Consider the following 20,002-nt stretch of genomic DNA (forward strand, 5'->3'; position numbering starts at 1 on the left):
GATCCCGTTTCAGACTCGCCCAATTGTTAAGCAAAATCAAGTGATTTAATAACCGTTTAACTTATCAATATATTCCGGTAGGAACAGAGAGATCTGCGGAATATAAGTGATCAGCGCCAGGAAGAAGAGCAGCAGCGCCAGCCAAGGAATACAGGAGTGGATAACCCATCCCATGCTGCGGCCGGTGATCCCTGCGGTCACAAACAGGTTGAGCCCCACAGGCGGCGTCAACATGCCTATCTCCATGTTCACCACCATGATGATCCCCAGGTGGATAGGGTCTATTCCCAGCTGGGTGGCGATAGGGAACAGGATGGGCGCCATGATCAGCAAGATGGCCGATGGCTCCATAAAGTTACCCGCTGCTAGCAGCAGCAAGTTGACTATGATGAGGAAGCCCCATACCGGCAGTCCCATGCCCACTATGGTCTCGGCAATAAGATGCGGAATGCGCTCTGTGGTGAGCACGTGGGCGAACAACATGGCGTTGGCTATGATGAACAGCAGCATGATGCTGACCTTGGCACCATCGCGCACCACGTGGCGGATCTCCTTGTCGGCCGGGGTCTTGAAAACCGCCAGCACCATGAAGCCAAGGTTACGCAGCACGGCTCTGATCAGCGGTTCACCGCTGTCGCGCCAGCTGACATTTTTCAGCGGGCCGATATCACGATAACCAAATACCGCGATGAAATAGGCGTAGACGCAGGCAACGGCCGCCGCCTCGGTCGGGCTGGCGATACCGCCGTAGATGGAGCCGAGCACGATAACGATAAGTGCTAGGCCGCCCATCGCCTTGGCGCTCGATATGGCCAGGGGCCGAAAGCCAGGGAAGGGACGGGAAGGCAGCTTCTTGATGCGGGCCACGATATAGATGGCGAGCATCAACAAGAGTCCCATCATCAGGCCGGGGATAAGCCCCGCCATGAACATACGCGCCGCCGAGACTTCCGTTGCCGCCGCGTAGACCAGCATAACGATAGAAGGCGGAATCAAAATTCCCAGGGTGCCCGAGGTGGTGATCACCCCTGCGGCAAACTTCTCAGGATAACCAGCACGAACCATGCCGACGATAACGATAGAGCCAATCGCGGCAACCGTGGCGGGGGATGAGCCAGATACCGCGGCAAACAACATACAGGCCATCACAGAGGCCATGGCGAGACCACCGCGAATATGACCTACGCTGTCCATGGCAAAGTCGATAATACGACGGGCGACGCCGCCGGTGGAGAGAAACGCCGACGACAGAATGAAGAAGGGGATCGCCAGTAGTGTGTAGTGCTCCGAGGTGGACTCATAGAGTTTCAAGGCAACCGATGCCAGTGAGTCATCGGAGAAGAGCAATATGGTCAACATGCTGGAGAAGCCGAGGGCGATGGCGATCGGCATGCCCAGCAGCATACAGAGAAACAGGCTGATAAAGAGGGTTGCTATAGTCATTATTTTTGGTCTCCCGGCTGCTTGTCGTCGGCCTGGGCCTCTTGATCGATAAGGTGCATGCTCTCCTTGGCCTCATCGGCAAAGGCAAAGCCGTCTGTTTTATTGGTGATGATGGCAAGAGCCAGCTGCAAGAAGCGCCAGGTAAGCAGAATAAAGCCGATGAGCAGTATGCTTTGAGAGATCCACAGCGGCACAGCAGGCTCTTCGACGTCGATGCGCAGGTATTCCCAGGCAAAGTCGCCGTCCAGTCCGCCAATCAGAAAATGAGGGAAGTCGATATCTTCCATGGGCACGCCAATTTGATACATCTTGGCCAGGTAATCCCAGCTGCCGACCAGGAACATGCCGCAGTAGATAAGGCAGATGGCCACGGCCAGTATGGCTGTGTACTTACGTCCCTGGGCGGGGAGTTTTTTCACGAAGGCATCGACGCCTATGTGGGCGCCGACCTTGACGCCATAGGACATGCCAAACAGCACGAACCAGCCGCAGATGGTGAGCGTTAGCTCCTGGATCCACAGGAAACCTGTGTTAAAGAAGAAACGAGCGATCACTTCGACAAAGACCAATAGGGTCATGGCGGTGATCAAGGCGTTAAGTACCACCTCTTCGATATGAGAAAAAAAGCGAGACATCATCTCTAAGACTCCTTAGATAGGAAAGAGGCCGAATGCCATGGAAACGGCCTCAATGCTTTCCTATTAAGTTTAGTGGGTTAGCGCTTATTATTCGTTTGAGGCAACGGCGGCATCGATAAGATCTTTACCTATCTTATCTTCGAACTGTGCCCATACTGGTTTCATGGCGTTGACCCAGGCGGCGCGCTGCTCTGGCGTCAGGTAGGTGACCTCAGAACGCTTAGAGTCAATGATGGCCTGCTTGTCTTTGTTCACCTTGGCCGCGGCGATCTCGTTACCATAGGCAATGGCTTCATCCAGTGACGCCTTGATCACCTTGCGCTTGTCGGCGGGTAGCGACTTCCAGAAGGTGTTTGAGGTGACCACCATGTAGTCGAGCACACCGTGGTTACTCTCTGTGATGTTGCTCTGTACTTCGTAGAACTTCTTCGAGTAGATGTTAGACCAGGTGTTTTCCTGACCATCGATGGCGCGGGTTTGCAGTAGGGTGAAGACCTCAGAGAAGGGCTTCTTCACCGGAATAGCTTCGACCGCTTGGAACTGGGCCGCCAACACATCTGAGGCCATGATGCGGAACTTCTTACCCTGGGCATCTTCCGGCAGGACAAGCGGGCTACTGGCCGAGAACTGCTTCATACCATTGTGCAGGTAACCCAGGCCGACGACGCCCTTACGCTTCATCGAGTTCAGCAGTTGCTGGCCGGCGTCGCTCTGTTGGAAACGGTTAACGGCGTCCATGTCTTTGAAGAGGAAAGGCAGATCGAATAGCTGCAGCTTCTTGGTGTAGCGCTCGAACTTGGAGAGTGATGGTGCCACAAACTGCACGTCGTTCAGTAGCAGGGCGGAGAGCTCGTTGTTGTCACCAAACAGCTGAGAGTTTGGGAACACGTTTACCTGGTACTCACCGGGTAGACGCTCTTCTACTAGTTGCTTGAACTTCAATGCCATCTGGCCTTTAGGGGTGTTTTCGGCCACCACATGGGAAAACTTAATTTCCGTTGGTGCCGCCCAGCTGTTTAAGCTGGCACCCAGAAGGGCCGCGATTGAGGTCATCTTGACGATCTGTTTGATAAAGGTACAGGTGTTGAGTCTGGTCATTTTGTTATCCCTATTATTGTTAATCCTTCAGTGCCTTAGGGCGACTGCCGGTCACAGTGTGCTTAACTCATAGAAATTATAGGCAAGGACCAGGCCAAAGATGTTTAAATTATGTAAATTGTCTTATATCAACATGTTGCGACCTGTTGGTTGATTAGTAAACAGCTGTGCTTGGGGAGGATATCGCCCATTGGTCTTATTTCAATGGGTGGGAATCCACCCATTTTGCGGGGTTAAAGTTTGAGCTGAGTCCCGTTATCGGGTTAATTGTGCGCTGGCCAGTATTCACGTTTGAAGTGACCGTGATATAGGATGGCGCCGGCAGCCGCCGCGCACAGGGCTCCGATTAACAGCACAATCTTGACATCGAACACGGCTAACAGGCCGCCGAAGAGGGCGGCGAGCAGGTTGCCGACGCAGAAAATGGTTACCAGCATGCCCATAAGCTGTCCCTGGGGTCTGTCTTGATAGGCATGGGACAGGTAGGTCGGCAGGAAGCTGTTGTAGATAGCGATGCCCGCGCCTATGGTCATGAAGGTGAGCAGATAGCTGTCATTGGTGAGATAGGGAAAGCAGGCCAAAGAGGCGCCAAACAGCAAGATCCCCACCAGACTCGCGCTGGCGTGGTTGAGCCTGCGCTGAAGCACAGGGGTAAACCAGATGCTGGTGGCGATCATGCAGCCGGTGAGCAGCACGGTTACCCAGCTGATCTGCGCCGGGGTGAAGTCTGCCTGTTGCACCAGGTGCAGCGGATAGAACTCATAGTAGAAGTTAACCCCCATGGTCAGCAGCAGGTAGAGCAGAAAGAAGCGTCTCAGGGCCGGCTCTCTGAGCAGCACCAGGCTGGAGCCTTTATCGGCGTTGGCCTGGGTTTCATCTAGCTGACGGGGCAGGAGATGATGGCTCAAGAGGGCACACAGAATACAGGCAAGTGCCGCCGCGCCAAACACTGTCTCCATCCCCCAGTCGATGAGGTAGCCGCCGGCTAACGGCCCAAGCAGATAGCCGCCATAGCCCATGGCGCTGATCAGCGAGAAGCTGCGGGTCTTATTGATTTGCGGATGGAGATCGGCCGCTATCGCCCTGGCGATGGCGATGTTGCCCTCGCAGATCCCCGTCAGTAAACGCGCGAGACAGAAAAGCACAAATTGTTCCGAGTGCGCCGCGAAGGCCGTGAGTCCATAACCCATCGCGCTGCCGAGTAGGGTGAGGCTGAGCATACGCTTGCGCCCATAGGTGTCAGACAGGCTACCGATGAAGCTGCCGCCTATGATGATCCCCAGTGGATAGATGCCTAAGACGATGCCCATTAAAAATTCGCTGGGTAGGCCCATGAAATGGGTAAGCGGAGAGCTGTTGTCGTGAAATAGTGGTGCCAGCACAGGATATGGCAGTGCAATGCCCGCCACACTGATCAGGGTAACGATTAGGGTGACGCCGAGAATGCGCTGGGCCGTCTGCTTCGGAGCGGCTTGTAGGGAGTCGGTGGCCTTCATGACAGCCTTCAAAAGAATCAATAGGTAGGACAACTCTACCTCAGCGATTAATTAAGTAAAGTGTTTTGTTTATTTAATTGAGTGGAGGGAAAGAGAGATTTAGGTAAGCTATTTATTTTATTGGTAATAACATCAGCATTATTATTTTGGCGGGTTGATGCGTTTTAGAATTGCTTCGCTGGGCAGCAGCTCCAGGTGGCCCTGAGCATCGAAATACCAACCTGTGATGAAACCTTTTTGTCGCATGGCGACTAGGTTTTGCATCACCTCCTTGGCTTCGATCATCGCTTCCTGCTCATCGCATTCATGGGTGAGTTTGAGGTACGCGGCAATGCTTGCCAGCGACGCAGATTGAGTAACATCGGCCATGTTCAACCACCTTGAGTCGTACTTGGTTTGAGCAAAGTCTTAATGAAGAATAGTTGAGGCTAAGGGATTCGCAATAGCGAGAACCGGGCGCAATGGTTTGCTGCTAGGCTGTTTGATTATAAATAGGGGAGTGAAGCAATAAAGAGGAAATATGGTGGTCGATACTGGGCTCGAACCAGTGACCCCCTCCTTGTAAGGGAGGTGCTCTCCCAGCTGAGCTAATCGACCTGGGACTGTCTGTGATTTATCGTTTCATAGCCATGCTATGGTGGTCGATACTGGGCTCGAACCAGTGACCCCCTCCTTGTAAGGGAGGTGCTCTCCCAGCTGAGCTAATCGACCTGGGATAAATACAGCATATTACATATTTTGATAACAATGGTGGTCGATACTGGGCTCGAACCAGTGACCCCCTCCTTGTAAGGGAGGTGCTCTCCCAGCTGAGCTAATCGACCTGGGACATTATTATATTCGATATTCTCTCGTGAAGAGATGGTGGTCGATACTGGGCTCGAACCAGTGACCCCCTCCTTGTAAGGGAGGTGCTCTCCCAGCTGAGCTAATCGACCTGGGAATATCTCACAACATTAAACTCGATGCACCACATATTTCAACCTAGGATAAAATATGGTGGTCGATACTGGGCTCGAACCAGTGACCCCCTCCTTGTAAGGGAGGTGCTCTCCCAGCTGAGCTAATCGACCTGGGACACATCAAATTTTTCAGCCATACAGTGTATGGTGGTCGATACTGGGCTCGAACCAGTGACCCCCTCCTTGTAAGGGAGGTGCTCTCCCAGCTGAGCTAATCGACCTCGCTGTGTGGGGCCGTATTATAGGGGGGAACGATCTACTGTCAACGCTTTTTTCGAGAAAATAATGAGTCCGGTTCAAATTTGTTCGGATCGTCTTAATGTTAAACAAATCAGGATGATTTCCGGTGTCGCCCTGGCGAAAGCCTGAGCAGAAGGGGGCTCTAGCTTGCCGACCAGAGTTAGGACTTGGCAGCGACAAGCGGTGTAAAACTGGGCTGCCCGATAAAAACATTCGGTAAAAAGGGGCGAGCATAGGGGGGCTTGCTGGTTTTTAACGCGTTGTTATTCACCTTTCTCTATCACTAGGCTGGCAAATCAATGTAGTACTTGGTTAAGCTCGGTGGCTTAACTGTCTGCACAATATCCTTCGCTATGTCTTTCGCCATTTTTTCTGCACCATCTTATTCTGCACCATATATAGTCGCTGCAAATGATTAGAAGAGGAGCAGGTTGCTTTGGATCTTATCATTTAGGCCTCATCACTTGGGCTCTCTAATTGCTGCTGACTAATAGCCGCTTTCTATTTTTTGCTTGCTATCTATTCTTCTATAGGTCCTTAACCTTAAATAAGGGAGCTTAAATAAGGGAGCTTAAATAAAGGAGCTTATTATGAGTGCCGTGTAACAGCAGCCTGAAGCGCGCAGCACTTTATGCCTATGATCATCTCTATCTGATCATGTAACCTCTTTTAATCATCGCTTCTATTATCTATGTTTCCTCTATTTCTAGTATTCCCACTTTTATCCTCATTGACCTTAGCTATATAATAGAGGAAGACTTTCATACCGGAAGATGTCATCTATATCGAGAAGCGGGTAGGTGGGTCAGGTGACTATCTCGCGCCGGCACATTCCTAGCGTTGCTTTTATCTATTGAGTATCTGCCGAGGTAAGCCGCGTATCCTGTAATGGGGCGATCACCTTTTCGGGGCGTCGGGCAAGCTGCGGTTGTTCAGGCTATTTTCTCTTATCCCATTTGGCTGTTAGAATAGCGGCCACATTAAATAGCTCAGTCTATATTTAGACCATTCGATAACAGGTTACTGTCCCATTATGACGATTAAGACGCGTTTTGCTCCAAGTCCTACCGGTTTTCTTCACGTAGGTGGTGCTCGTACTGCACTCTATTCATGGCTCTATGCCCGCGCTAACCAAGGTGAATTTGTCTTGCGTATCGAAGATACGGATCTCGAACGTTCAACTCCTGAAGCCTGCGCAGCTATCTTAGAAGGTATGGAGTGGCTTGGACTGAACTGGGATGAGGGTCCGTACTACCAGACTAAGCGTTTCGATCGCTACAACGAGATCATCGCGCAGATGCTAGAGCAGGGTACCGCTTATAAGTGTTACTGCAGCCGCGAGCGTATCGAGGCAATGCGTGAAGAGCAGGCCGCCAAGGGCGAACAACAAAAGTATGATGGTTGTTGCCGTGACAAGGCGCCGCGCGATACCGACGAGCCTTTCGTGGTGCGTTTTAAAAACCCAACCGAAGGTAGCGTGGTGTTCGACGATCACGTACGTGGCCGTATCGAGATCTCAAACGAGTTGCTGGACGACCTAATCATCGCCCGTACCGACGGTACGCCTACTTATAACTTCTGCGTCGTGGTTGACGATTGGGATATGGGCATTACCTGTGTGGTACGTGGTGAAGACCATATCAACAACACTCCGCGCCAAATCAACATCCTTAAGGCACTCAATGCGCCTGTACCTGAGTATGCCCACGTGGCGATGATCTTAGGTGACGATGGTGCCAAGCTGTCTAAGCGTCACGGCGCAGTTGGTGTGATGCAGTATCGTGATGACGGTTATCTACCTGAAGCGCTGCTTAACTACCTGGTGCGTCTAGGCTGGTCACATGGCGATCAGGAGGTATTCTCTATCGAGGAGATGAAGCAGTACTTTAAGCTAGACGACATCAACAAGGCGGCGTCTGCCTTTAATACCGAAAAACTGATCTGGTTGAATCAGCACTATATGAAGGAGCTGGCGCCTGAATATGTGGCCAAGCACCTCGAGTGGCACATGCAAGATCAAAACATAGATACAGCAAACGGTCCTGCGTTGGCAGAAGTGGTCTCAGCATTGGCCGAACGCGCCAAGACCCTAAAAGAGCTAGCTGCTTCTAGCCGTTACTTCTATGAAGACTTTGCCGAGTTCGATGAAACCGCCGCTAAGAAACATCTGCGTGGGGTTGCCTTAGAGCCGCTACAACTGTTGCAGAAGAAATTTGCCGAGCTGAGTGAGTGGAAAGTAGAAGCGATTCACCAGGCTATCGAAGCGACTGCTGCAGATTTAGAGCTGGGCATGGGTAAGGTCGGTATGCCACTGCGTGTTGCGGTAACCGGTGCGGGTATGTCGCCTGCTGTAGATTTAACCGCTTTCCTCGTCGGAAAGGCCCGTTGTGAGCAAAGAATCTCCAAAGCGATTGAATTTGTAGCAAATAGAATAAATTCCTAAAAAACGAGTTGACACTTTTGGGTGTGCTGCATAGAATGCGCCTCGCAGTTGAGACACAGCCGGCAGATGCTCGCAGTGCACTCAAAGGTGACAAGTTAGGTAAGGGGCCTTAGCTCAGCTGGGAGAGCGCAACACTGGCAGTGTTGAGGTCAGCGGTTCGATCCCGCTAGGCTCCACCATCTAATTTGGAAGCGTTGAAGCAATAGCCTACTGGCTTTAACGAGTATTCACTCGATACAGAGTATAACGTATCAACAGTGTCCCATTCGTCTAGAGGCCTAGGACACCGCCCTTTCACGGCGGTAACAGGGGTTCGAATCCCCTATGGGATACCACTTTCTTGAGTGGTTGACTGCGAAGTTGACGATTCGATAGCGTTGAAGCAATAGCCTACTGGCTTTAACGAGTATTCACTCGATACGGAGTATAACGTATCAACAGTGTCCCATTCGTCTAGAGGCCTAGGACACCGCCCTTTCACGGCGGTAACAGGGGTTCGAATCCCCTATGGGATACCACTTTTTTGAGTGGTTGACTGCGAAGTTGACGATTCGATAGCGTTGAAGCAATAGCCTACTGGCTTCGACGAGTATTCACTCGATACAGAGTCTAACGTATCAACAGTGTCCCATTCGTCTAGAGGCCTAGGACACCGCCCTTTCACGGCGGTAACAGGGGTTCGAATCCCCTATGGGATACCACTTTTTTGAGTGGTTGACTGTAAAGTTGACGATTCGATAGCGTTGAAGCAATAGCCTACTGGTTTCAGCGAGTATTCACTCGATACAGAGTATAACGTATCAACAGTGTCCCATTCGTCTAGAGGCCTAGGACACCGCCCTTTCACGGCGGTAACAGGGGTTCGAATCCCCTATGGGATACCACTTTTTTGAGTGGTTGACTGCGAAGTTGACGATTCGATAGCGTTGAAGCAATAGCCTACTGGCTTCGACGAGTATTCACTCGATACAGAGTCTAACGTATCAACAGTGTCCCATTCGTCTAGAGGCCTAGGACACCGCCCTTTCACGGCGGTAACAGGGGTTCGAATCCCCTATGGGATACCACTTTCTTGAGTGGTTGACTGTAAAGTTGACGATTCGATAGCGTTGAAGCAATAGCCTACTGGCTTTAACGAGTATTCACTCGATACGGAGTATAACGTATCAACAGTGTCCCATTCGTCTAGAGGCCTAGGACACCGCCCTTTCACGGCGGTAACAGGGGTTCGAATCCCCTATGGGATACCACTTTTTGAGTGGTTGACTGCGAAGTTGACGATTCGATAGCGTTGAAACATTTCTCTTATGAGATGGCCTACTGGTTTCAACGAGTATTCACTCCCTTACGGAGTCTAAATGTAAGACCGGCGTCCCATTCGTCTAGAGGCCTAGGACACCGCCCTTTCACGGCGGTAACAGGGGTTCGAATCCCCTATGGGATACCACAACTTATTTTGAGAAATTTTGAAATAAGATGTTGTGTTTGTTCAGGTTTTACTGTATAGTCACAATCAGTTTCGGGGCCTTAGCTCAGCTGGGAGAGCGCAACACTGGCAGTGTTGAGGTCAGCGGTTCGATCCCGCTAGGCTCCACCAAATAAGCGTTTAGTTACGCGGAAAAAACCACCCAATAGGGTGGTTTTTTTTCATCTATAGTTTATTCACATTTCAGGCTGTTCTCACTTAAGTTTGTTTCCAGTATTGTCTGTTTCATTTGGGGCTCTCAATTTAGGTTCGCCCATTTGATTCTCTGTCATTAAGTTTTTGTCTTACCTCAGCTTTCTCCAACCAAGGGAGATCTCTTCATCATAGATCCTTAAGTCCTCATTGATGAGAAAATCCTACCCTTCGGCAAAGCTCATCTATTGCGTCTACACTGACAAAACTAACTGCTAGGCGAGTGGCTAGTGTATTTAGACAACAGAGTGAGTCAGACCATGAAGAGATCCCTTTTTCTGCTGTTAACAGTAATTTCATTAATTTCATCAGTAAGTTATGCAGAGGATACGACACCTTTGCCGTCCCATAAGATCGCCTATCCTCAAGGCTGGCAAACCTGGTCGAGCATTGCCGTGTCCCATCGCACCGATAACAACACGGTCAGGGCGATCCTGGGTAACGAGATTGCGGTCAATGCGGCCCGTAGTGGCAACCATATGCCTTGGCCTGATGGCGCCATCTTTGCGAAGGTAGTGTGGAAGGCGGGCGAATTAACTCATTGGCCGCAGGCGATAGGCCCCAAGGCCTTCGTTCATGCCGAGTTTATGTTTAAAGACTCGGTGAAGTACGCCGACACCTATGGCTGGGGCTGGGCGCGTTGGGTAGGGGAGGAGCAGACCCCTTTCGAGGGCGGTATGCAGGTCTGTATTAGCTGCCATACACCGGTTAAAGACAATGACTGGGTCTTTACCGAACCGGCCTGGTTTCCGAATAAGTGATAGAGGTTGCCGTTTTATAGGCTGATAGTGGGATTAAAGGCATCTGGTGGTAAGCCTGAGAAGCGTATCGACTGGCGCAGCGTGCAGAAATGGCGGCCGTGCCAGTCGATAGATTGGTGTCTTGGTAGACTTCTTTTACTCTATGCCGAGGAAGCCACCTGTTTGATGGGCCCAGAGCTGGGCGTATATCCCACCCTGTTTGATCAGTTCCTGGTGTGTGCCTTGCTCGACGATTTTACCCTGGTCTAAGACGATCAACCTGTCCATGGCGGCAATGGTCGACAGGCGATGGGCGATGGCGATCACCGTCTTGCCCTCCATCAGCTGATAGAGACTCTCCTGAATGGCGGCCTCGATCTCAGAGTCCAGCGCCGAGGTTGCCTCATCCAGCAAGAGGATAGGGGCGTTCTTTAGCAGTACCCGTGCGATAGCGATACGCTGGCGTTGACCGCCTGAGAGTTTCACACCGCGCTCGCCCACCTGAGCATCGAGCCCGTGATTGCCCTCGGGATCGCTAAGTCCTTGAATAAATTCGTAGGCCTGGGCCTGGCGGATCGCATTTTCCAGTTCTTCCTCGCTCGCTTCCGGCTTGCCGTAGCGTATGTTGTCGCGGATGGAACGATGCAGCAGGGAGGTATCCTGAGTCACCATGCCTATGTTGGCCCGCAGCGAGTCTTGTTCCACCTCGCGAATGTTCTGCCCATCTATGGTGATGCTGCCTTGTTCCACGTCGTGAAAACGCATCAGCAGGTTCACCAGGGTGGACTTACCGGCGCCCGAGCGGCCCACCAGGCCGACCTTCTCGCCGGGTTTTATCTTGAGATGGAGATCTTCAATAACGCCGCTGGCCTCGCCGTAGTGGAAGCTGACCCGGTTAAAGGCGATCTCGCCCTTTGATACGGTGAGTTGGCTGGCGTTGTCGCTGTCCTGCACACTGGTGGGGCGCGACAGGGTATTCATGCCGTCGGCGACCGTGCCGATATTTTCAAACAGTGAGCTGATCTCCCACATGATCCATTGGGACATGCCGTTGAGCCTGAGAGAGAGACTGACCGCCACTGCGATAGCGCCTATGGTGATGGCGTTGTCGCGCCACAGCCAGATGGAGACGGCGGCAACGCTGAAGGCGAGTAAGTAATTAATCACCTGCACGCTGACGTTGATGCCGGTTACCAGACGCATCTGGCGATAAACCGTATCGAGGAAGCCTGTCATGCTCTCCTTGGCATACTGAGCCTCTTTCTGGGTGTGAGAAAACAGCTTCACAGTAGCGATGTTAGTGTAGCTGTCGACGATGCGTCCCGTCATGGTGGAGCGGGCGTCGGCCTGTTCGGTCGAGACCTGTTTCAGCTTAGGCAGGTAGTAAAATTGCAGCCCCACATAGATCATCAGCCAGACCAGCATGGGCAGCATGAGGCGCAGGTCGGCATCGGCGATGATCACCAGCATGGAGAGGAAATAGACCAGAATATAGACTAAGACATCCAGCAGTTTAGTGACCGTCTCACGCACGGCCAGAGAGGTCTGCATCACCTTGGTGGCGATGCGCCCGGCAAAATCGTTCTGATAGAAGGCGATGCTCTGTTTAAGCAGATACCTGTGGGCGAGCCAACGGATCGACATGGGGTAGTTACCCAAAAGCCCCTGGTAGATCACCAGGGCGTGCAGCAACACCAGCACTGGGATCACCACGAGCACCAAGACGGCCATCAGCAGTAACTTGTCACCCTGCTCGGCAAACAAGGTCTCTGGGCTGTGGCTGGCGAGCAGATCCACCAGGTCGCCCATAAACGCAAACAGTGAGACCTCGAGGATCGCCAGCAGCGCAGTCAGTATCGACATTAACGCGAGCGGCAACTCGAAGCCGCGCGTGTAATGCCTGCAAAACTGATAGATACCACGGGGTGGCTGTACCGCTTCTTGGTCGGGTAGGGCGGAAACCCATGATTCGAAACGCTTAAACATTTAAGTCCTTATAAAATTTAGGCTTATTAGGATGATAGTCGATCTGATTGCTATCACTCATCATATAGCAGGCGTCATCCGAGTGCGACGAATTGTTGCGTCGATAGTTATTCTCACCATGAGTGCCGTTTTCCGCTAGTATCCAATCCCAGGCTGCATTAGAGTGGCTTTATCAAAGCAAAACGAGTCATCTTCAAGTGAGTCAGCAAACACAAGAGTCTAGTGCAAAAGCGTGCAAAGCCATCCAGGCCGAGGCGCAACATCCCAAGGCGGAGCAGTATCGCACCGCGCGTCTGTCACGGGACGCCAGATTCGATGGCCTGTTCTTCGTCGGCGTCTTCTCCACCGGCATCTATTGTCGTCCTATCTGCCCGGCGGTGCCTGCCAAGGAGGCCAATGTCAGGTATTTCGACGATGCCCTGTCGGCGGCTCAGGCGGGACTTAGACCCTGTCTGCGTTGTCGCCCCGACAGCGCGCCGGGATCAAACCCCTGGCTTGGTAAGCAGACCAGCCTGAATCGCGCCATGAGTCTCATCGACGCCGGCGTCTTGTGCGGCCCCCAGGCGATCCCCATTACTGGGCTTGCCGAGCGATTAGGGATCAGCGAGCGTTATCTGAGGCAACTGTTTCACGACAGCCTGGGCACTTCGCCCAAGCAATATGCCCTGTATCAACAGCTGATGTTTGCCAAACAGTTGCTGCATCAGACCAAGATGCCGATCACTCAGGTGGCCTTTGCCGCCGGGTTTAACAGCGTGAGACGCTTCAACGAGATCTTTCGCCAGCAGCTGCAGTTGACCCCGAGTGAGATCCGTAAGGCCACGTGCCAGCCGTCGCTGCCAGTCCAGGGCCTGACACTCAAGCTTGCTTATCGTCCGCCCTATGATTGGCAACATCTGCGCAGCTTCTTTGCCCAGCGCGCCGTGCCCGAGATGGAGTGGCTAGATGAACAGAGCTATGGCCGCAGCTTCGTGCTCGGCGCCGCCAAGGGCTATTTCTGCGCTGTCCATCGCGAGCAAGAGGCCTGCTTTCATGTCACCATTCATCTCGCCGAGGCGGACTCACTCAGTCAGCTCAAGGGGATCATCAGCCATATTCGTCGCATTCTGGATCTCGACGCCGACATGCTCACCATAGGCGATAAGCTGCAAGCGCTTGGGCAGGCATTGCCCCAAGTCTCGGCAGGTCTACGTTTGCCCGGCGTCTGGTCACCTTTCGAGGCGGCCTGCCGTGCCATCTTAGGCCAGCAGGTGAGCGTGACCCAGGCGATCAAGCTCTTGGGGCAACTGGTGGCCGATTATGGCGAGACGATTAGCCTAAATGAAAAAACGGTGCGTCTGTTCCCGACTCCTGCGGCGCTAGTGAATGCCAGCCTGGATGGGCTTAAGATGCCGGGGATCAGAAAAGAGGCGATTCGCGCCCTGGCAGCCTTTGTGATGGCTAACCCCGCGGCGGAGATAGACGACTGGCTGCAGATCAAGGGGATAGGGCCCTGGACCCTGGATTATGTGCGCCTGCGGGGGCTGAGCCTGCCAGACGTTCTGCTGGTTGGGGATCTCGTGGTTAAACAGCAACTGCTGGTGAACCTGTCGCCCGAGCCGTCCAGTCGTGATGGAGAGCCTGCTGAAGATGAAGATCCCAAGGCGGCGAAGAAGCGAGCGCAGGCACAATATCAAGAGCTCAGCCAAGAGGTGCTACGGCAGGTCGCCCCCTGGGGCAGTTATCTCACCCTGCAGCTCTGGAATCAGCAGTGGAGAAAGCCGCCCACAATGCATTTAGAAATAACCTAATGAATCTAGAAGTAAACTAGGGAATTTAAAATGATCCAAAAGACCAAAGATCTTCAGTACATTCCCCTAAGCCGGGACGCCGGATTAAGCGGCTATCAGGCGCTTGCCGAGCGAGTCATAGACACGCCGCTGGGAAAGGTTAGTCTGGCGGCCAATCAGTTTGGTCTGTCGCACCTGAGCTTTCTGCCCGGGCAAGATGACGACTTTGCTGCGCGTGAGGTGACCCTGGTCGCGCGCGAACAGCAGGCGCTGGAGCAGGCCGAGGCGCATCTCGACCAGGCAGAGCGCGAGTTATCCGCCTATTTTGCCGGTAAGCTGACCACCTTTAGCCTGGCCTTAGCCCCTGTGGGCACGCCGTTTCAGCATCAGGTGTGGCAGGCGCTGCTCGCTCACCCTTTTGGCGATGCGGCCAGTTATTCCGATATCGCCAGCGCGATAGATAACCCCAAGGCGGTGCGGGCGGTGGGCAGCGCCAACGGCGCTAACCGAATCGCCATTATCATTCCCTGTCATCGCATCATAGGCAAGGGCGGGGCGCTGACGGGTTACGCCTATGGCCTGGGGATTAAGCAGCAACTACTGGCCCTGGAAGCCGAGGCCGTGGGCGAAAGCCTCTAAGCGATTAGAGATAAGATTGACACCTAAGTCGATTAGGCAGTAAAAATTAGGTGTTCGGCGGCAAACTTAGGTACAATGCGCGGCTCTATTTTGTACGGTTAGCTAAATCTTATCATGACAACTAATGCGCTCGACCCATCTGCTCTTGAGCCCTCTGCGCCATCGGACCTGTCGCTGTCGACGACCGATTTCAGTCAGTTAAACCTGGTCAAGGCGCTGCAGGCCAGACTGCATCACCTCGGTTATCAGCAGGCCACGCCGATTCAGGCCAAGGCGATCCCCGCCATCTTGGCCGGTCGCGATCTGCTGGCCGGTGCCAAGACAGGTTCGGGTAAGACCGCCGCCTTCGCGCTGCCCTTGCTGCAGAAGCTGGTGGGACAGAGAGCCGGTGGCGGCAATCATGTTGGCGCCCTGGTATTGGTGCCGACTCGTGAGCTTGCCCAGCAAGTTGCCGACAGCTTCATCAGTTATGGTGCCGAGCTGGCGCCAAGAGCCAAGGTAGTCGCCGTATTCGGTGGCGTCTCGGCGAACAGCCAGATGCTGGCCCTGCGTGGCGGCGCCGATATTCTGGTGGCGACCCCGGGCCGCCTGCTGGACCTGCTCGGCAGTAATGCCGTTAAGCTCTCTCAGCTTAAGGCCTTAGTGCTCGACGAAGCCGATCGCATGTTGAATCTGGGCTTCACCGAGGAGCTCGGCGAGATCCTCAAACAACTGCCCGACCAGAAACAGACCCTGCTATTTTCCGCGACCTTCCCCGAAGAGGTGCTTAGCCTCACCGCCAAGCTGCTGACCGACCCTGTCGAGATCCAGCTGCAGGAAGCGCAGAGCGCAGATATCGAGCAGCGCGTCTACACAGTTAATCGTAGCAACAAGACGGCGCTGCTTGCCGAGCTTATCAAGGCGGGTCAGTGGCGTCAGGTACTGGTATTTGCCAGCGCCAAGCGTAGCTGCGATCACCTGGCGCAGAAGCTTGAGAAGCGTGGCATCAGCGCCCAGGTCTTTCATGGTGATAAGGCCCAGGGTACCCGTAGTCGTGTGCTCGATGGCTTAAAGAACGGTGAAATTACCGTACTTATCGCCACCGACATCGCGGCCCGCGGCATCGACATCGACAAGCTACCCGTGGTGATCAACTTCGAATTGCCAAGAAGCCCCGCCGACTATCTGCACCGTATCGGTCGTAGTGGCCGCGCCGGTGAGACAGGTGAGGCTATCTCTCTCATCAGCCACGACGAGTATCATCATTTCAAGGTGATCGAGAAGAAGAACAAGCTGCGTCTGCCAAGGGAGCAGTATCCAGGCTTTGAGGCCGATGCTGAGGCGCCGCTGGATTGTCCTTCGCGTCAGGAGAAGCCTATGGCGAAACCCGAGGGCACGGGCAAGAAAAAACGTAAAAAGTTACCCAAGATCAATGACGCGATCTGGAAGCGTCCCTCATAGTAGGGCGCGTTTATCTAACAGAGTGAAACAGAGATGCAGCAGCTTTTTTGGTTAGTCGAAGGCGAACTTGCCGGTCGTTGTGGCCCCAACCTAGTGCCTTGGGATCTGAGTGAACTCAAGGCGCAGGGCGTCGGCGCTATACTCTCGGTCAATGGCGGCGATCTCTGTGATCCTGATGAGATGGCGCGGTTGGCGCTGCGCTACGCCTGCATTCCGCTGTCGGGCAATATTCCCCCCATGGAGGGCGACGAGGCGCACTGCGTGGCCCAGCTGCCCAAGGCGCTGGCCTTTATTCGTCAGTGTGAGGCCGATGGCCTGCCAGTGATGATCCATTGCCGCTCTGGCAAAGACAGGACCGGGCTCTTGATGGCCTACTACCTGATGGAGAATGGCGCCGCGCCGCTACATGCTGTGAGCCAGGTGAGGGCGGTGCGTGATATCGCCTTTAGCGCCGAGGGCTGGGATCAATTCGTCTACGACGTCTTATACGCTTTACAGGAGTAAGGCTAACGCCTATGTTAGTGACTAGGCGTATAAATTCATGGTGTTAGGGCAAGTGATGAACCTCTCTGTGATAAGTAAAAGCATGATGCGATTGGCCTCGAAGTTGATGGCTTTGCCCTCGAAGTTGATGGCTTTGCCCTCGAAGTTGATGACTTTGCCCTCGAAGTTGATGACTTTGCCCTCGAAGTTGATGACTCTGCCTTCAAAGTTGATGACTCTGCCTTCAAAGTTGATGACTCTAGCCTTGACCCTGAGCCTAGTGTCGGCCTGCAGCAGTTTACCGCCGCCCCAGCAACTTACCCCCAGCCATAAGCTGGCTGCGCCGACCGATTCTGGCCTGTATCGTTACCTCGAAGGCGATCTCAAGGCGCATCCAAACAAGACGGGCTTTCTGCCACTCTCATCCGGTGTCGATGCCTTCGTGGCTCGCCTGGCGATAGTCGATGCCGCCAGCCAGAGCATAGATCTGCAATACTACATTTATCACGACGATGAAACCGGCCGCTTGTTGATCTGGCACCTGATCGACGCCGCCGATCGCGGCGTGCGGGTGAGGGTGTTGCTCGACGACCTCACCACCAAGACCCTAGACGATGGCCTGGTGCTGCTGGCCAGTCACCCCAATATCGAGATCCGCCTGTTTAATCCCTCCTATGAGCGCACCTTTCGCAGCTTCGCCATGTTGACCGGCTTCTCCCGCCTCAACCATAGGATGCACAACAAATCCCTTACCGTGGACAACCAGATAACCATTGTGGGTGGGCGCAACATAGGCAACGAATATTTCTCCAAGAATGACGATGTGGATTTTGGCGATTTCGACCTCCTGACCATAGGCGATGTGGTCGATGAGGTATCGGATCAATTCGACCGCTACTGGAACAGCGAGCAGGTCGAGAGTGTGGTCAACCTGGTGCCGCCACCGACCAGTGAGATGTACAAAGAGGCGGCCAAGATCATGGCCAGAAACAAGCAGAACTTCCTCCACGATGAGTACCTTAATCGCCTCGAGTTGAGCGAGCTGCTGACACAGATCACCTCCAAGGGGCTCGTCTGGTATTGGGGCGATGCGCAGCTGCTGTACGATCCGCCCCAAAAGGCGAGCAGACAGGGTCATCAGGAGTGGTTGCTAACTGATCTTAGCCAATTCCTAGGCAAGGCGCGCAAGGAAGTACTAATCGTCTCGCCTTACTTTGTGCCTACCGACGGCGGATGTCAGGCCTTGATAGACGCGGCTAAGCAGGGGATCAAGATCACCATTATTACCAATAGCCTGGCGGCCACCGATGTGTTGGCAGTGCATGCCGGCTACAAGGCTTATCGCGAGCGGTTGCTGGAAAACGGCATCGCCCTGTATGAGGTGAAGGTGGATATCAACAACCGTCCCAGCGCCTGGAAGGGCAGTTCGCGCACCAGCTTGCATGCCAAGACCTTTGTGCTGGACAGGGCCTCAGTGTTTGTCGGTTCCTTCAATTTCGACCCCAGATCGGCCTGGATCAACACTGAGATGGGGCTGATTGTCGACCAGAGTGAGTTTGCCGGCGAATTAGTGGATGAGATTCAAAAGTCCCTCAAGCGCAGCAGCTACCGCCTGGATCTCAAAGATGGCGAGCTGATCTGGCATGACGATCTTAAGGGCCTGGTCTATTACGCCGACCCCGATGCCAGCTTCTGGCGTCGCTTCATGGCCGATTTTATCGGTCTGCTGCCGATAGAGTCACAGTTGTAAGGCCAATTTATCAAGGCTTGAGCATCGTCAATTTAATCTGGCTATGCTAGGGTTAAACTTATCGCTAATTAAGCATTTACGTGTCGGTAAGAATATGAAAAGTAAGGCGAGCCAATCTCAAGGCCTATTATTGTTCCGCTTGTCCCATACTCAGTTGTTTGCCCTCGGCACGCTCAAGATCCGTGAACTGGTTCCCTTCTCAAAACTCAGCGCGATCCCTCAGTCTCATCCCGCTATTTTGGGCGCCGCGACCGTCAGGGGCCACACCATTCCCATCATAGACATGGCCGCGGCCGTGGGCTATGCGCCCATCACGCCCGAAGAGTGCGCCAACGCCTATATCATCATCACAGATTGTCAGCGCATGGTGATGGGGTTTCTGGTGCGCAGCATAGATAAGATCATCGAGTGTAACTGGCGGGATATAGAGTCGCCGCCAGATAACCTAGGCAAGAACGCCTTTCTCACCGGGGTGACCCGGGTCGATGACAAGTTAGTGCAGCTGCTGGATGTGGAGCTGTTATTGTCCAAAATATTCCCTGCCAGCCCGGAAACCACCCGGGCAATACTGACAGATGTGCAGCGGGAGATCCTAAAACCGCTCAATATCTTGCTGGTGGACGATTCCATGGTGGCGCGCAAGCAGCTTAGCGACGCGCTGGACAGCATCAATATTCCCTATCTGGTGACCTCAGATGGCAGGGACGCGCTCTCCATCATGGAGGAGGCTGCCAAGGAGGGAAGGCCGGTGGATCTGCTGGTGAGCGACATCGAGATGCCGGGACTCGACGGCTATGAGTTGGCGTTCGAGGTGAAGAACACGCCTGCCTTGGCCGACGCCTATATCATATTACACACCTCGCTCTCGAGTGAGATCAGTGTGAGTCAGGCCCATCAGGTGGGCGCCAACGAGGCGCTGACCAAGTTTGACGCCCATGAGCTGATCGACGCCATGCTCAGGGGGGCTAAGCGGCATCAGGCCAGTTAAAGATTAGATTTTTGTTATCTTTATGATGCTAGTGGGTAATATCTAAAGCGAAATCGAGCGGTTTGCTAGACAAGACGGGGGAGTTTCTATAAAACACAGGATGAAGGAAGTTTAACCTTGGGCCAGATCCTGTGTTTGACACCAGCTTTTACTCTCATCCTTAGTACGTTTCGGTCATAACGGCCATACGTGACCAAGGCGAGAGACGA

At 53.5% G+C, this 20,002-nt stretch carries 14 protein-coding genes and 15 tRNA genes; 17 read left to right on the plus strand and 12 right to left on the minus strand.

The features are described from left to right. Positions 1–45 precede the first annotated feature (45 nt). The 11 genes from K0I63_RS07325 to K0I63_RS07375 form a co-directional block, all read right to left on the minus strand. Positions 46–1,443 carry a TRAP transporter large permease gene (locus tag K0I63_RS07325; protein WP_220083006.1) on the minus strand — a complete coding sequence of 466 codons (1,398 nt, stop codon included), beginning with the start codon at positions 1,441–1,443 and terminating at the stop codon, positions 46–48. Next, complete coding sequence (locus tag K0I63_RS07330; protein ID WP_220073564.1) at positions 1,443–2,081, minus strand: TRAP transporter small permease; 639 nt, start codon at positions 2,079–2,081, stop codon at positions 1,443–1,445. The genes K0I63_RS07325 and K0I63_RS07330 overlap by 1 nt, the downstream gene beginning before the upstream one ends. Before the next feature lie 87 nt (positions 2,082–2,168). After that, positions 2,169–3,134: a TRAP transporter substrate-binding protein gene (locus K0I63_RS07335; protein WP_220045243.1), complete on the minus strand. Its 966-nt coding sequence runs from the start codon at positions 3,132–3,134 to the stop codon at positions 2,169–2,171. A 308-nt stretch (positions 3,135–3,442) separates the two neighbouring features. Then, positions 3,443–4,675, minus strand: a complete 1,233-nt coding sequence (locus K0I63_RS07340) for an MFS transporter (protein WP_258406960.1) — start codon at positions 4,673–4,675, stop codon at positions 3,443–3,445. A 141-nt stretch (positions 4,676–4,816) separates the two neighbouring features. Next, positions 4,817–5,044, minus strand: coding sequence for a hypothetical protein (locus K0I63_RS07345; RefSeq protein ID WP_011865247.1), 228 nt, complete (start codon positions 5,042–5,044; stop codon positions 4,817–4,819). Between the two features lie 152 nt (positions 5,045–5,196). Next, a tRNA-Val gene (locus tag K0I63_RS07350) sits at positions 5,197–5,272 on the minus strand. 38 nt (positions 5,273–5,310) lie between these two features. Continuing rightward, positions 5,311–5,386 (minus strand) — tRNA-Val (locus tag K0I63_RS07355). A 37-nt stretch (positions 5,387–5,423) separates the two neighbouring features. Next, a tRNA-Val gene (locus K0I63_RS07360) sits at positions 5,424–5,499 on the minus strand. 38 nt (positions 5,500–5,537) lie between these two features. Continuing rightward, positions 5,538–5,613 (minus strand) — tRNA-Val (locus tag K0I63_RS07365). A gap of 59 nt (positions 5,614–5,672) precedes the next feature. Continuing rightward, positions 5,673–5,748 (minus strand) — tRNA-Val (locus K0I63_RS07370). A gap of 34 nt (positions 5,749–5,782) precedes the next feature. Further along, a tRNA-Val gene (locus K0I63_RS07375) sits at positions 5,783–5,858 on the minus strand. Between the two features lie 1,052 nt (positions 5,859–6,910). Here K0I63_RS07375 and gltX point away from each other — a divergent pair. The 11 genes from gltX to K0I63_RS07430 all read left to right on the plus strand — a co-directional run bounded on the left by gltX (position 6,911) and on the right by K0I63_RS07430 (position 10,759). Next, entirely contained in the window at positions 6,911–8,320 is a 1,410-nt protein-coding gene (gltX, locus tag K0I63_RS07380) for a glutamate--tRNA ligase (RefSeq protein ID WP_220083008.1), read from the plus strand. A gap of 103 nt (positions 8,321–8,423) precedes the next feature. Continuing rightward, positions 8,424–8,499 (plus strand) — tRNA-Ala (locus tag K0I63_RS07385). Between the two features lie 80 nt (positions 8,500–8,579). Beyond that, a tRNA-Glu gene (locus K0I63_RS07390) sits at positions 8,580–8,655 on the plus strand. A gap of 107 nt (positions 8,656–8,762) precedes the next feature. Beyond that, a tRNA-Glu gene (locus K0I63_RS07395) sits at positions 8,763–8,838 on the plus strand. 107 nt (positions 8,839–8,945) lie between these two features. Continuing rightward, positions 8,946–9,021, plus strand: a tRNA-Glu gene (locus tag K0I63_RS07400). A gap of 107 nt (positions 9,022–9,128) precedes the next feature. After that, positions 9,129–9,204: transfer RNA gene (locus K0I63_RS07405), tRNA-Glu, on the plus strand. Between the two features lie 107 nt (positions 9,205–9,311). Further along, a tRNA-Glu gene (locus K0I63_RS07410) sits at positions 9,312–9,387 on the plus strand. A gap of 107 nt (positions 9,388–9,494) precedes the next feature. Continuing rightward, positions 9,495–9,570: transfer RNA gene (locus tag K0I63_RS07415), tRNA-Glu, on the plus strand. Between the two features lie 121 nt (positions 9,571–9,691). After that, positions 9,692–9,767, plus strand: a tRNA-Glu gene (locus tag K0I63_RS07420). Positions 9,768–9,841: 74 nt separating this feature from the next. Beyond that, positions 9,842–9,917: transfer RNA gene (locus K0I63_RS07425), tRNA-Ala, on the plus strand. A gap of 419 nt (positions 9,918–10,336) precedes the next feature. Further along, entirely contained in the window at positions 10,337–10,759 is a 423-nt protein-coding gene (locus K0I63_RS07430; RefSeq protein ID WP_258406961.1) for a cytochrome P460 family protein, read from the plus strand. Positions 10,760–10,894: 135 nt separating this feature from the next. Here K0I63_RS07430 and K0I63_RS07435 read toward each other — a convergent pair whose 3' ends face one another. Beyond that, positions 10,895–12,724 carry an ABC transporter ATP-binding protein gene (locus tag K0I63_RS07435; RefSeq protein WP_220083010.1) on the minus strand — a complete coding sequence of 610 codons (1,830 nt, stop codon included), beginning with the start codon at positions 12,722–12,724 and terminating at the stop codon, positions 10,895–10,897. A gap of 197 nt (positions 12,725–12,921) precedes the next feature. Here K0I63_RS07435 and K0I63_RS07440 point away from each other — a divergent pair, with 197 nt between their 5' ends. The 6 genes from K0I63_RS07440 (at position 12,922) to K0I63_RS07465 (ending at position 19,793) form a co-directional block, all read left to right on the plus strand. Continuing rightward, entirely contained in the window at positions 12,922–14,514 is a 1,593-nt protein-coding gene (locus K0I63_RS07440; protein ID WP_350354957.1) for a DNA-3-methyladenine glycosylase 2 family protein, read from the plus strand. Between the two features lie 30 nt (positions 14,515–14,544). Next, entirely contained in the window at positions 14,545–15,132 is a 588-nt protein-coding gene (locus K0I63_RS07445) for a methylated-DNA--[protein]-cysteine S-methyltransferase (RefSeq protein WP_220083011.1), read from the plus strand. 114 nt (positions 15,133–15,246) lie between these two features. Then, entirely contained in the window at positions 15,247–16,572 is a 1,326-nt protein-coding gene (locus K0I63_RS07450) for a DEAD/DEAH box helicase (RefSeq protein WP_258406962.1), read from the plus strand. Positions 16,573–16,605: 33 nt separating this feature from the next. Next, positions 16,606–17,076, plus strand: a complete 471-nt coding sequence (locus K0I63_RS07455) for a dual specificity protein phosphatase family protein (protein WP_011865254.1) — start codon at positions 16,606–16,608, stop codon at positions 17,074–17,076. Positions 17,077–17,308: 232 nt separating this feature from the next. Next, a complete protein-coding gene (locus K0I63_RS07460) occupies positions 17,309–18,805 on the plus strand; it encodes a phospholipase D family protein (protein ID WP_258406963.1) in 1,497 nt (498 codons plus the stop codon). Between the two features lie 94 nt (positions 18,806–18,899). Further along, entirely contained in the window at positions 18,900–19,793 is an 894-nt protein-coding gene (locus K0I63_RS07465) for a chemotaxis protein CheV (RefSeq protein ID WP_220073570.1), read from the plus strand. Positions 19,794–20,002: the final 209 nt, after the last annotated feature.

Source organism: Shewanella rhizosphaerae, assembly GCF_019457655.1.
GTDB lineage: Bacteria > Pseudomonadota > Gammaproteobacteria > Enterobacterales > Shewanellaceae > Shewanella > Shewanella loihica.